12 protein-coding genes are annotated in these 12,880 nt (G+C 36.2%); 9 read left to right on the forward strand and 3 right to left on the reverse strand.

The window, feature by feature from the left end:
* The first annotated feature begins 22 nt into the window (after positions 1-22).
* Genes EZV73_RS05130 through eis form a run of 6 tightly spaced genes read left to right on the forward strand, consistent with a single transcriptional unit; the run spans position 23 to position 6,438 of the window.
* Positions 23-1,210 carry a response regulator gene (locus EZV73_RS05130; protein ID WP_240838960.1) on the forward strand — a complete coding sequence of 396 codons (1,188 nt, stop codon included), beginning with the start codon at positions 23-25 and terminating at the stop codon, positions 1,208-1,210.
* Complete coding sequence (locus tag EZV73_RS05135) at positions 1,185-2,339, forward strand: response regulator (protein ID WP_240838961.1); 1,155 nt, start codon at positions 1,185-1,187, stop codon at positions 2,337-2,339. Before EZV73_RS05130 ends, EZV73_RS05135 begins: the two co-directional genes overlap by 26 nt.
* A 55-nt stretch (positions 2,340-2,394) precedes the next feature.
* Positions 2,395-3,306, forward strand: coding sequence for a phosphogluconate dehydrogenase (NAD(+)-dependent, decarboxylating) (gene gnd / locus EZV73_RS05140; protein WP_240838963.1), 912 nt, complete (start codon positions 2,395-2,397; stop codon positions 3,304-3,306).
* The gene (gene zwf, locus EZV73_RS05145; protein ID WP_240838965.1) at positions 3,299-4,630 is read left to right on the forward strand and encodes a glucose-6-phosphate dehydrogenase; all 1,332 of its coding nucleotides are present in this window, start codon (positions 3,299-3,301) and stop codon (positions 4,628-4,630) included. The genes gnd and zwf overlap by 8 nt, the downstream gene beginning before the upstream one ends.
* Complete coding sequence (locus tag EZV73_RS05150) at positions 4,623-5,222, forward strand: cyclase family protein (RefSeq protein ID WP_240838967.1); 600 nt, start codon at positions 4,623-4,625, stop codon at positions 5,220-5,222. The genes zwf and EZV73_RS05150 overlap by 8 nt, the downstream gene beginning before the upstream one ends.
* Before the next feature lie 37 nt (positions 5,223-5,259).
* Positions 5,260-6,438, forward strand: a complete 1,179-nt coding sequence (gene eis, locus EZV73_RS05155) for an enhanced intracellular survival protein Eis (RefSeq protein WP_240838969.1) — start codon at positions 5,260-5,262, stop codon at positions 6,436-6,438.
* Positions 6,439-6,452: 14 nt separating this feature from the next.
* Here the strand turns inward: eis and EZV73_RS05160 are convergent, their stop codons facing one another.
* Together EZV73_RS05160 and EZV73_RS05165 are read right to left on the reverse strand one after the other, a co-directional pair.
* Positions 6,453-8,174 carry a HAMP domain-containing sensor histidine kinase gene (locus EZV73_RS05160; protein ID WP_240838971.1) on the reverse strand — a complete coding sequence of 574 codons (1,722 nt, stop codon included), beginning with the start codon at positions 8,172-8,174 and terminating at the stop codon, positions 6,453-6,455.
* Between the two features lie 6 nt (positions 8,175-8,180).
* The gene (locus tag EZV73_RS05165) at positions 8,181-8,837 is read right to left on the reverse strand and encodes a response regulator transcription factor (protein ID WP_240838973.1); all 657 of its coding nucleotides are present in this window, start codon (positions 8,835-8,837) and stop codon (positions 8,181-8,183) included.
* Positions 8,838-8,978: 141 nt separating this feature from the next.
* Here EZV73_RS05165 and EZV73_RS05170 point away from each other — a divergent pair, with 141 nt between their 5' ends.
* Genes EZV73_RS05170 through EZV73_RS05180 form a run of 3 tightly spaced genes read left to right on the forward strand, consistent with a single transcriptional unit; the run spans position 8,979 to position 12,096 of the window.
* Complete coding sequence (locus EZV73_RS05170; protein ID WP_240838975.1) at positions 8,979-10,184, forward strand: efflux RND transporter periplasmic adaptor subunit; 1,206 nt, start codon at positions 8,979-8,981, stop codon at positions 10,182-10,184.
* Between the two features lie 8 nt (positions 10,185-10,192).
* On the forward strand, positions 10,193-10,873 hold the full coding sequence (locus EZV73_RS05175) for an ABC transporter ATP-binding protein (protein WP_240838977.1): 681 nt from the start codon (positions 10,193-10,195) through the stop codon (positions 10,871-10,873).
* Positions 10,873-12,096, forward strand: coding sequence for an ABC transporter permease (locus EZV73_RS05180; protein ID WP_240838979.1), 1,224 nt, complete (start codon positions 10,873-10,875; stop codon positions 12,094-12,096). The genes EZV73_RS05175 and EZV73_RS05180 overlap by 1 nt, the downstream gene beginning before the upstream one ends.
* A 40-nt stretch (positions 12,097-12,136) precedes the next feature.
* Here the strand turns inward: EZV73_RS05180 and prxU are convergent, their stop codons facing one another.
* Positions 12,137-12,844, reverse strand: coding sequence for a thioredoxin-dependent peroxiredoxin (gene prxU / locus EZV73_RS05185; protein ID WP_255812852.1), 708 nt, complete (start codon positions 12,842-12,844; stop codon positions 12,137-12,139).
* Between the last annotated feature and the right edge of the window lie 36 nt (positions 12,845-12,880).

The raw sequence follows: 12,880 nt of genomic DNA on the forward strand, positions 1-12,880 counted from the left end.
TGATAATGGGGTAGGAGGCGCTATGAAGGTAATACTATTTGTTGATGATGAAAACTTAATAATTAGAAACCTAAAAAACATATTTGATGACAATATGTATGAGTATGTTTTTAAGAATAGTGGCGTCGATGCACTCGAATATATAAAAGCACATCCTGTGGATTTGCTTTGTACAGATATTATCATGCCTGACATGGATGGCTTTCAACTATTGGATTATGTAAAAAAGCATTATCCAAAGATCATGAGAATAGCTTTAACAGATATCGGCCATCCGAACTTAGTAAGAAAGTTATCGCTAGAAAATCTGGCACAACTTCATGTATTTAAACCTTGGAACGACACAGATTTAAAGGCAAACATCATAAAGATAATGAAGATGCAAACGGCTCTTCACACAGAAGAGATGATGAAGATGTTGCAGGCCTTAGACTCTTTGCCGACACTACCTGATATTTATGAAACATTGGTTGAAATGGTTTCGATGGATGCACCTGTAGATGACATTGCCGCACTTATAGAAGAAGATCAGTCGACGGCATCAGTTATTTTAAGAGTTGCAAATTCTGCGTATTATGGTAGAAAAACGGGTAGCATACATCAAGCGGTTATGAATATTGGACTCAACAATTTAAAGTCTATTATCATCGCTAACTCTGTATTTGAAGAGTTGACAGATGATATGGGTATGTTAATGGATATGTGGCAGCATTCAACTCTTGTCAACAAACTGGTGACAGCTATTTACTCTGAATGCTTGAAAAAACCAATACCAGGCATATTTGCTTCAGCAGGTCTTTTACATGACATTGGTAAAGTTGTGCTTTACCATAATTATGAAGACTATAGAAATATTATAGACCTTGCAAGTGAAACAGGTATTTCCATTAATGAATACGAAAAAGTTTTATTTGGTGTGACCCACCAGGATCTAGGTGCATATTTACTGAACTTATGGGGTTTACCCTTTGCCTACGTTGAATCATCTATGCACCATGACAAACCCATGGATCATAGGATCATTAACAAGGAATTGGTTGCAGTAGTTCATTTGGCAAATTATTATGCCAACTGTTATAGAAGAGAAGAAGAGTACAGTGCAGATTTAAAAGTATACACATTCTTAAAGCTGGAAAAAGATCATGTAGAGAAAATGTTATGTGATGAGTTTAAATGGAGGATACATGACAAAGCAAATAATAATAGTTGACGATGAAAGAACCGTCCTCAGAAACTTCGAAAAATTACTTAAGAAGGAACCTTATAAAGTCACATGTTTTAATAAAGGACATGACGCTCTAGAGTATATGGCTAATCAGAATGTGGACATGATTATTTCTGATGTCGCCATGCCTGAGATGGATGGTGAAACCCTGCTTGCAACAGTCAAGGCAGACCATCCAAAAGTTATTCGAGTAGCTCTTAGCCACTTAAATGAAAACAAGAGAATTACAAGGCTGATAGAAAGAGGTCTAGCGACACAATACTTGTTCAAGCCTTGGAACAACTATGAAATGAAGTTAAGTATAAAAAATATATTAGAGATGAATGTCTATTTGATGGATGAAGAAAATCTGGGTAAAATAAACAACCTTGAGGAATTGCCATCACTTCCAAGCTTGTATATGGAGTTAACAGACCTTCTAGATAAAGATGCTGACATGGATGATGTGGCTGAATTGATTTCAAGAGACCAGGCCATTACATCTAAAATACTAAAGATGGTGAACTCAGCATTTTATGGTCGAAAAACGGGCAACATCATTCAGGCCATGATGACACTAGGACTGAACAATGTAAAAAATATAGTTTTAACCAATTCATTTTTTACCACGTCGTCAGATTCTATGGACAAACTTTGGCAACATACAATGGACACCAACAGGCTTTGTTTGGCGCTTTATGAAAAGTGTTTGAATAAGAGGATGCCATCTTTATTTGGATCGGCAGGACTTTTACATGATGTGGGTCGTGTGATTCTTTACATGTTCCATAATGATGACTACAATGACTTGATTAAAGAAGCTGAATCGACTGAATATACCTTGGTTAACTTGGAACTTGAGAATTTTCATACCACACACCAAGACATTGGTGCTTACTTGCTGAACTCCTGGGGACTGCCTTATGCTTATGTAGAAGCGGCAATGTTCCATCACCGTCCTATGGATGAACGTGTGATCAACAAGGAGTTGGTGTCAGTTGTTCATCTGGCAGATTACTATGCAACAAAAGTCTTATCACCTGATGGGACTCACAATTTACTGGACCAGTCTGTATTTGATTTCCTGAATGTTACTAGGGAACAAGTAGAGAGAGTGGTCGAATCAATGAAATAATTAGATTGGGTTTGCGTTTTCGCAAACCTTATTTAGAATTTAAAAGGAGGTTAACATGAAACTAGGTTTAGTTGGATTAGGAAAAATGGGTTATCCACTTGCATTAAATATGAAAGATCACGGACATGATGTGATTGCCTATAACAGAAGCCCTGAAAAAAGACGTCTTATTGAAAGAGAAGGCGTTAAGACCGTGGATTCTTTAAAGGCTCTTGTTGAATCACTTGAAAAGCCCAGGACCATTTGGTTGATGGTACCTAGTGGTGAGACTGTAGACCATTTGATTCAAGAACTTCTAAGATATTTAGAACATGACGATTTAATCGTGGATGGTGGCAATTCCTTTTATAAGGATACATTAAGAAGATTTGAAATGTTAAAGGAAGAAGGTATTGGTTATATCGATGTAGGTACAAGTGGCGGTGTAAAGGGTGCGCGTTATGGTGCATGCTTTATGGCTGGTGGAGAAGAAACTTACATGAAGCGAGTTGAAAAAATCTTAGAAGATACTTCTGTAGAAAATGGCTTTGCACATGTTGGTGCACCAGGAACAGGTCACTATGTAAAAATGATTCACAACGGCATTGAATATGGCATGATGCAGGCCATCGGTGAGGGCTTTGAAATATTAGAACATTCAAGACTTATGATCAACCAAAAGGAAGTGGCAAAAGTTTGGGCAAATGGCTCTATTATTGAGGGGCTTCTGATGAACATGGTCTTAAATGCACTTGAGAAATCACCAGATTTAAAAGATATTCAAGGCATTGTAGATGCTTCTGGTGAAGGCGAGTGGACTGTAAGAGAAGCCTTGGATCTTAAGGTATACGCACCAGTCATTTCAACGGCTCTTGGCATGCGTTTTAAGTCAAAAGATGACTTGAAATATTCTGAAAAGATGGTAGCTGCCATGAGAAATGAGTTTGGCGGACATGCCCTTTATAAGAAAGAAGGTTCAAATGGTTAAAAAATGTCAGTTCATGATTTTTGGTGCGACTGGCGATTTAACTTATAAGAAACTTTTACCGGCTATATTCTCTCTCTATAAAGAAGGAGAGTTGTGCGATAAGTTTAAGTTGATTCTAATAGGCCGCAGGTCTTTAACTTTAGAAGATTACTTAAAAGATCTTGATGTGGAAGTAACCAAGCAATTAGCCTTTCACAATTTTAAAGACCACTTGACTTATCATCAGATGGATTTTTCTAAGCAGGAAGATTATGAAGCCTTAAATCACTATCTTTCAAAGGAAAACTGGGTATTTTACTTGGCGACAGCTCCAAGGTTCTTTGAGGTGATTTCCAGTCACTTAGACCATTATGGCTATCTTGATGAATCTGCTGGCTTTAGGAGAATTGTTTTTGAAAAACCATTTGGTATTAATTTTTCAGATGCAAAGAAAATCAACAAACATATAAGTAAGATATTAGATGAATCACAGATTTTTAGAATAGACCACTATTTGGGCAAAGAAATGATTCAGAATATTTTGTTAACAAGAGCCTACAATTCATTTATTGAGATGTTATGGCATAAGGATGCCATCGATTATTTTGAAATTGTTATTTCGGAAGAATCAGGTGTTCATAATCGTGCAGGTTATTATGACGGGTCAGGTGCTTTAAAGGATATGGTACAAAACCATATGTTCCAGATTGTTGCCCTTTTGAGTATGGACTTGCCAGAAAGTTTGATACCTGAGGTTATCCAGGAAGAAAAGTCTAAGATTCTTAAGCAGATTAAAGTCATGCACAATCTGGTTGTAGGCCAGTACCAGGGTTATCTTGATGAAAAAGGTGTTAAGGCAGACTCTGAAACTGAAACTTTTGTGGCCATGGAAGTACATGTAGACAACAGACGGTGGAAAGATACCCCTTTTTACTTGAAAACAGGCAAGGCGTTAAAAGACAAGTATGCCCAAGTTGTTGTTCATTTTAAGAAGATGTCTTCTGTATCAGAAAACCTCTTGATCATTCAAATTCAGCCTGACGAAGGCATCAAGTTGAAAATTAACTCAAAAAAGCCAGGTGTGTCTAATGAAATTGACAATGTGACCATGGACTACTGTCATTCATGTTTAAAATATGGAGATGAACCTTCGGCTTACGGCAGACTCCTTTTGGATGTCATTTTAGGTGATAAGTCCTTGTTTGCATCATGGGATGAAATAGAATCGTCATGGCACGCCATTGATAAAATAGAAAAAATTAAACCTCAGCCTCTTATCTACGAAAAACATAGTGATTGGCATGAAAATCTACTCATTAAGAAAGGATGGTACAAATATGATTGATATTACAATGACCGTCAAAGAGTCCATGAAAGTATATAAGAACAAAGCAGAAAAGAAACCTAAGTTTACAGTAGTCTCTGATAAACCTGTTTATGAAACAGACCTTTCTATAAACTTACACACAGGGACTCATATTGATTTTCCAAAACATATGATACCTGATGGTAAAACATCAAAAGACTATGGTATTGATCATTTTGTTGGTAAGGCTTATGTGGTTGATGTCACATTTTTAAACCGTCGTATTTTAAAGAAAGACATCACATCTATTAATTTATCCACTTATGATTTTATAATTTTTAAGACAAAAAACTCTTTCAGTGAAGCATTCAATCCTGAGTTTGTCTACTTATCTGAAGAAGCTGCTGACTACTTGTCTAAGTCCGATATAAAAGGTGTTGGCATTGATGGTTTAGGTATTGAAAGAGAGCAAGCAGGTCATCCGACTCATAAACTTTTGCTCTCTAAAGATATTTTGATATATGAAGGTTTGGATTTAAGTCAAGTGGAAGAAGGAGTTTACGAGTTTGTAGGACTGCCACTAAAAATTGATGATGTGGAAGCATCTTTAGTAAGAGCCATTTTGCGATGACTCTTATTTTCTTGTACAATGGTTTGGGGGGACTCATATGGAGATTAGAAAAATAGAAGATTTTAAAGAAATGACAAGAATTCAGCAAATGGCTTATGCCAGTAGTTTTGATGGTTCTAAAGAAGAAATCGACAAGGTAAAAGAAATCTATAAGGAATTGGTAGCTGAAGGTGACATTATAGCCTATGGCGCTTATGAAAAGGACTTGTTGGGATGTTTACTTTATTATAACTTTCAAACAAACTTTCATGGAAATATGATTCATACAGGGGGGATTGGCTCTTTAGCAGTTGATCTATTGCACAAGAAAAAACATGTAGCTTATGAGCTGATTACTGCATCTCTAGAAAAGGCAAAATCAGAAGGGGCTGACTTGTTTTATCTGTATCCTTTTAACACCAGGTTTTATAGAAAGTTTGGCTTTGGTTATGGTTCACCAGTTTATACCTACTGCATAAGACCTGAAGACTTCATGGATCAAGGTGATCGCAGTTTGTTAGCTTATGGTTATGAGGAAGATTATGAATTGATATTTAACTATTACAATGACTTTGCCAGTAAACATAATGGTATGAGCTTGTTAACATCAGGTTGTAAAAGACGAATCAACAAAAAGAAAAAGGGCAAGCTGCTCATTGCAAGAGACAATGATACCATCATCGGTTACATGGTTTTTACCATCAATGGTATTGATGTAGACAATCATCAAGCACAGAAGATTCATGTTCATGAAATGCTTTATAACCAGAAGGCATTAAAAGCTTTTGCGTCCTTCTTTTATGCACAAAAGGATCAAGTTTCATATATACAACTTCCAAGTCACGACGACAGACTTCACCATATACTTGCTGATACTTATTTTGCAAGAAAAGCAGAGACTCAAGATTTCATATCTTTAAAGGTAGCTGATAAGTCTATTGGACTCATGCCACTTGCGCTCAATCCGCAAAACTTATTAGATAGACTAGAAGCACCAGATAAATGCATTGTCTTTCATATCAGTCATTTAAAGAAAGAAACTGAGCTTGCTAAGATTGGTAAAGGAAAGAAGCTTGATATTGGTCTTACAATCAATGACTTCTCTTCATGGGTAACAGGGGCCATCACACTATCTGAACTTGACGAGCTTGGAAGACTAGATACATCTTATGATGATTTAAGGTCATTAGATAAACATTTTTATTTTGACAAGCCAAAATCAATAAGCACATTTTAAAAGCAGCTGAATCATCAGCTGCTTGTTTTTAGACTAAATTCAAAGGCGATACCATCAGGTGTCCTTTTTATGTCGTAAGGACTTCCATGAAGTTCTAGTATTTCCTTGGCGATAGATAAACCGATACCACTGCCTTTTTCTTTTCTTGTATTAGACTTTTTAGTCCTGTAGAACTTTTCCCATAAAAGATTTAAGTTATCTTCTTCTAGGTCACACGAGTTTTCAAACCTATAAATAATATGGTCTATCTGTCTGATAGAGCTGACTCTAAAGTGACCATTTTCCTGGGTGTACTTACAGGCATTAGAAACGAAGTTGTCTATAACCTGGGCTATTTTTGAATTGTTGGCATCTACCAAATCATCTGAGACATGGTTGGTGATACGAATGTTTTTTGATTCAAATGTTTCTGCATGGTCTCTGATGCTCTTATTAATCAAGTCACTGAGTCTAGCTGGTTCAAGCTTCATTTCATAGGATCCACTTTCAAGGACCGAAAGTTCCAACATATCTGATACCAAAGTCTTCATACGTTCAAGCTCGTAGGTCATGGTTTCATAATAATATTCAGGCGGCTTGTCATTGATGCCATCCGACAGGATTTCTGTAAAGCCTGATACAATACCAAGTGGCGTATTAAGTTCATGAGACAAGTGGAGTATCAAATCTTTGGCTCTCTGTTCTTCCTTTGCCTTTAGTTCGTAATTCTCTTGAAGATCTTTGATGTTTTGATCGAGTTCAGATGACATCTTGTTTAAAGATCTGGCCAGTGAACCCAGTTCATCGGGACTTTCAACAATGGCTTTTTTAGTAAAATCCAAATCGGCCATTTGATTGGCGATCGATTCTAATTCCACCATAGGCTTTGAAAGAGATTTAGAAAATATCCTTGATATGATGATAGCAGCTATCATGCCGATGACGAAAACAAAAACATTAAACTGGGTAATAAAATCTAGCTGATCTCTAAGACCTATAATGGTTTTGTAGCCAATAACATAGTAAAGTTTGCCTTCTAGTTTAAAGTGGCTGATGATATAAAAGGTATTGGCATCGAGGTTTTCGTGGTCATAAACAAATGCTTGATTGTTCTTTTGACTGTTAAAATCATATTTTTTTATGAAGTCATCTGCGGTGTAAAGGTTATACAATGAATCATTGCTATCCCATTGACTAATTGTGATATCTCTAATTTCTGCATCAATTAGAATAAGGCCTTCAGGAGTATCATAATAAGATAAAACGTCGTCATCCATGACATCTTTTAGATCGTCTCCAATCATATGAGTCACATATATATTTTCAGATACTTTTGTAGCCAGTAATGATACCTTATCATTTTGCAAGGCATCGAATTGGGAGTTGTTGATTGCCACATCGTAGACGACATTATCTTTCTCTAAAGTGAGCATATGAGAAGTGGATTTAATATAAGCTTCGTTATAAATTGTGTAATCTTCATCGATAATAGCGATGGCATGTCCTGAATCGATAAAAAAATCCTCTGTTAATATATTGGCATATTCTCTGTCATAATTGCTTTCTTTTAGCTCTTTCATAAAGGATTCAAAGGTGGTACTTAATTTAACTTGTGAACTGATGATTTGGGCATCATCAATGACAAAAAGATAAAGGAAAGCCTGTATCAAGAGTATGATTGAAACCAAAAGTATAGATGTGACAAATATTTTGTTGGCTATTTTCGAATGTACCATTTCTTGTATTTTCTTAAGCATAGTCACCTACAACTGAAATCTATAACCGACTTTTGAGACGGTTTGTATCAAATGTGCATAATCTCCAAGTTTCTTTCTAAGCTTTTTCACATGATTATCAACAACCCTGGTTTGACCATAGAAAGAGTAACCCCAAACGGCATCTAAAAGACTCTCTCTTGAAAGGGCGATGTTTTTATTTTCAATTAAATGATGTAAAAGCTCATACTCCTTTGGTGTTAAATCGATGTTGTTGCCGTCTAGTTTTAGTAATCTACTCTTAAAGTCTAAGGATAAAGACTCGTAGGTGAAAATGTCTGATGCTTTGTATCGATCGAGCATTCTCTTAGATTTTGCAATTAGAGTTTTGCCTTTAAGTGGTTTTGTGACATAGTCATCTGCTCCAAGTTCATAACATTTGAGTTCGCTTTCCTCTGTAGTGATGGCAGTAAGAATGATGATGGGTACATCGGATTGACTTCTTATTTCTTTACAAACGGCATAACCATCTAATTTGGGCATCATGATATCTAAAACAATCAAATCAAAGTTACCTTTCTTAAAAAGGTCTAAAGCCTCTTCACCATCTTCTGCTTCAGTAATCTGATAGCCTTCTGCTTTATAATATAAGCCAATAAATTCTCTGATATGGCTTTCGTCTTCTACTATAAGTATTTGATTCATATCTACCTCCTATTTTTATTATACCAGTATTTCAAGTAAAAACATGACCAATAAGAACGATTTACATGACTTGTACACGATGGATACATTTTCGATACAAAAGTTCATTAGACTAAGAGTATCAAAAGACTGGAGGAGAAAATGAAAAAATTAGCACTGATTTTAATACCAATTTTGTTGGTTGGAGGATATTTCTTTTTAAAGGGTGGTTCTAATGCAGAAACAGCTATGGTTATGCCAACAACACAAATTGAGACAACGGATATAGAAAGTAAAATATACCTAAATGGTTCTATCAAAACTGAAGAAGTAAGAAATGTAAAGCCAGCTTCTCAAGAAAGAATTGAATCGATCTTTGTAAATGTTGGTGATGTTATCAAAAAAGGTACAGTTATTGCAGAAATGGATTCTGATACTTTGATCAAGAACTTAAAATCAAAGGAAAACCAATTAGAAATTGAAAATGTTAAACTGCAAAGAATGCAAAAGAACGGTGATGTGTCTTTGGTAAACGGTTTGAAGTCGTCTAAGCAGTCTCTAAATGAAGCGCAAACAAAAATGAACAATGATAAAGCTTTATTGGATGCAGGCGTTATTACAAAGCAAACTTATGATCAATCCATATCAGCATATGAATCTGCAAAGATAGCTTATGAAAATGCAACTTTTAACTTACAGAATTCAAGTAGAGACTTTGATTTGTTTTCACAAGAAAAGACCATAGAATCTTTGGAGCTAGAGATTGAAAACTTAAAGAAAAGTATAGAAAAGAACCTTATAAAAGCACCTATTGATGGTACAGTAACAAGCATCAACTCTATTGTTGGTGAGGCTGTTTCAAACAACTTAATGATTATAGAAAACTTTGATAAAAACGTGATCGTAGCCAATGTATCTGAAGCAGACATCAATAAAATTGAAATAGGACAGGCTGTAACAGTAACAGCAAATTCTTCTAAAGGTAAAACTTACACTGGCAAGGTTTCATTTATAGCACCAGGATCTAAAAAGATTGATGGCAAGAAACAAGCATATGTAGAAATTAAGGTTATGTTGGATGAAAAAGCACCTGAGTTAAGACCGAACTTCTCAGTAAACATGCAGTTACTTGTAGATTCACGTAGTCAGGTGAAGTCTGTAAAATTTGAAGCCATTCAAACAGGTCCTGGTGGGGAAGAATACTTAAGTGTTCAAAATCCAGATGGTACTACAAAACAAGTGATGATTTTGACAGGCTTATCAAATGATTTATATGTAGAAGTCATCAGTGATGAAATCAATGTTGGTGATGTGATAATTCTAAACAATAGCTTTGGAGTCGTTGAAGAAGATATGGGTATATTCTAGGAGGCATCATGATTCAAGTAAAAGACATGAGAAAAGTTTATCGGACAGGTGAAATTGTCTTTGAAGCTTTAAAGGGCGTAGATTTGGCCATTGAAAAGGGTGAATTTGTATCAATTATAGGACCGTCAGGTTCTGGTAAATCTACATTAATGAATATATTAGGCTGCTTAGACAATGCATCAGATGGAGAATATATCCTTGATGGTTCATTGACCAAGGAGATGAATGATGACCAGTTATCTGAGCTGAGAAATGAAAAAATTGGCTTTATTTTTCAGTCTTTTAATCTACTGCCCAAGCTATCTGCAGTTGAAAATGTAGAATTGCCTCTTATTTATGGTAAAGATTCTAAGAGTGAAAGAAGAAAAAAAGCAGAAAAAGCATTGACCCTCGTTGGACTTGGAGATCGTTTTAACAACAGACCCAATGAGATGTCGGGAGGTCAACGTCAGCGTGTTGCCATAGCAAGAGCCTTGGTTGCAGAACCATCGATTATACTGGCAGATGAGCCGACGGGCAACTTAGATTCTAAGACAACAGATGAAGTTATGAAAATACTTAAAGACTTAAATGAGATGGGCAATACCATTGTAGTCGTCACGCATGAGCCAGAAATTGCTGATCAAACAAGCCGTGTGATTACTGTAAAGGATGGCCTGATTGTAAGTGATAAAAGGCAGGTGAGTTAATGAATATCTCAGAATCAATTAAAATGGCAGTATCATCGATAAAATCAAATAAGATGAGATCTTTATTGACCATGCTGGGGATTATTATTGGTATTTCTTCAGTTATAGCTCTTGTTACTTTGGGTAATGGCCAAAAGTCTATGATGACCAAGGAGTTTTCTCAAGTGGGTGCCAATAGAGCAACTATTTATGTAGGTAACTATTCTGAAGAAATGGAAAACATGGACATGGATCCTTATATGATTACCAATCAGGATTTGGATATGATTAACAGGATTTATGGTGATAAGTTAGAAGGTATTTCTCCTTCTGCCAACTTTGCAGGCTCTCTTGTACAGGGGAGAAAAACATATACATTATCATTTAAGAGTGTTGCTGAGTCTTATAATAAAATTGAAAACATGACCATAACAGGTGGTAGATTCTTTTCTAAGGATGACGTTGAAGGTGAGAGACAAGTGGCAGTAGTTGACCAGAAAATGGTTGATGATTACTATAAGGGTCAATCACCAATAGGACAAATGATTCAAGTGGATGTAAACGGTCAGACTGAAGTTTTTAGGATCATCGGTATCTATACAAAACAAGCTTCTTCTATGGAAAGATCAAGTGGCAATAGTTTTACCCTTTATACACCACTTTCTGTAGGCACGAGGATCAATGAAATGGATGGCTATGAAAGTTTAGAAGCCAATGTTAAAAAAGGTCATGATGTTAAAACAACCATGAACAAGATTGTACAGATACTGGCTAGAAAACATGATGCAGTAGGTAAGAACATGTACCAAATGTACAGTATGGAAAGCCAGATGAAAATGATGAACAAGTTTACAGGTACCATTACTCTCTTTGTATCAGCCATAGCAGGTATCTCCCTTTTAGTAGGCGGTATTGGTATCATGAACATCATGTTGGTTTCTGTTACTGAGAGAACTCGTGAAATCGGTATCAGAAAGGCAATTGGTGCTAAAAAGAAAGACATACTGTCGCAGTTTATGATTGAGTCGATTATTGTATCTGGCATTGGCGGTATTATTGGTATCATATGCGGTATTGGTCTTGCTTATGTAGGCACCAAGCTTATGAAGGTACCACTGGCAGTAGATCCTAAAGTCGTTTTAATAGCAGTTGGTTTCTCAGCGCTTATCGGGGTATTCTTTGGTATGTATCCAGCCAATAAGGCAGCTAAACTCAACACAATTGATGCTTTAAGATATGAATAAACATAATAAAAAGTGCACATGACGTGCACTTTTTTAAATATTATTCTTTAGCATCTTCTACTGACCACTCTTCATATACTTTTCCTACTAGGTCTGGACCTGGTTTTAATGTTTTCTTGCCTGGTCTCCAACCAGAAGGCGTTGCCTCTGTACCACCAGAGTTTCTTACATGTTGGAAAGCTTGAATTTGTCGAAGTGTTTCTGATACATTTCTTCCAACTGGAGGTGTTAATACCTCAAAGCCCTGGATATTACCGTCTGGATCAATTAAGAATCGACCACGATTTTCTACACCGCCGATTTCATCATAAACGCCGTAGAGTGAACCGACTTTTCCACCACCATCCGATAACATAGGAAATGGTACACCGCCCTCAACCATTTTAGACAGCTCCTTGTCATTCCACATTTTATGTACAAATACTGAGTCGACGCTGACAGACAAAACTTCTGCACCTAGTTCTCTAAATGCAGGATAAGAATCAGCAACTGCTGATACTTCGGTCGCTCAGACAAAAGTAAAGTCACCTGGATAGAAACATAGAACTACCCATTTACCTAGATAATCTGATAATTTAAAATTGTAGAACCCGCCATTCTGATAACCTGATAAAGTGAAATCAGGTGCTTTTTTACCAACTTGCAACATAGATCTTTTCACCTCTTCTTCTTTCATAACTACTTTTTCAACTTCTACTTGGTCTTCACTTGTAGGTCTTACACAGCCTACTTTAAATTCTTCTGGCATATGCTTATTACCTCCTAAGTCGATTGTACACCATAA

It is taken from the genome of Acidaminobacter sp. JC074, assembly GCF_022496765.1.
Lineage (GTDB): Bacteria > Bacillota > Clostridia > Peptostreptococcales > Acidaminobacteraceae > JABXKX01.

Bases quoted from the DNA above. Each gene is read 5' to 3' on its own strand.
- EZV73_RS05130 (WP_240838960.1), top strand. From the start codon at position 23: ATGAAGGTAATACTATTTGTTGATGATGAAAACTTAATAATTAGAAAC.
- EZV73_RS05135 (WP_240838961.1), top strand. From the start codon at position 1,185: ATGACAAAGCAAATAATAATAGTTGACGATGAAAGAACCGTCCTCAGA.
- gnd (WP_240838963.1), top strand. From the start codon at position 2,395: ATGAAACTAGGTTTAGTTGGATTAGGAAAAATGGGTTATCCACTTGCA.
- zwf (WP_240838965.1), top strand. From the start codon at position 3,299: ATGGTTAAAAAATGTCAGTTCATGATTTTTGGTGCGACTGGCGATTTA.
- EZV73_RS05150 (WP_240838967.1), top strand. From the start codon at position 4,623: ATGATTGATATTACAATGACCGTCAAAGAGTCCATGAAAGTATATAAG.
- eis (WP_240838969.1), top strand. From the start codon at position 5,260: ATGGAGATTAGAAAAATAGAAGATTTTAAAGAAATGACAAGAATTCAG.
- EZV73_RS05160 (WP_240838971.1), bottom strand. From the start codon at position 8,174: ATGCTTAAGAAAATACAAGAAATGGTACATTCGAAAATAGCCAACAAA.
- EZV73_RS05165 (WP_240838973.1), bottom strand. From the start codon at position 8,837: ATGAATCAAATACTTATAGTAGAAGACGAAAGCCATATCAGAGAATTT.
- EZV73_RS05170 (WP_240838975.1), top strand. From the start codon at position 8,979: ATGAAAAAATTAGCACTGATTTTAATACCAATTTTGTTGGTTGGAGGA.
- EZV73_RS05175 (WP_240838977.1), top strand. From the start codon at position 10,193: ATGATTCAAGTAAAAGACATGAGAAAAGTTTATCGGACAGGTGAAATT.
- EZV73_RS05180 (WP_240838979.1), top strand. From the start codon at position 10,873: ATGAATATCTCAGAATCAATTAAAATGGCAGTATCATCGATAAAATCA.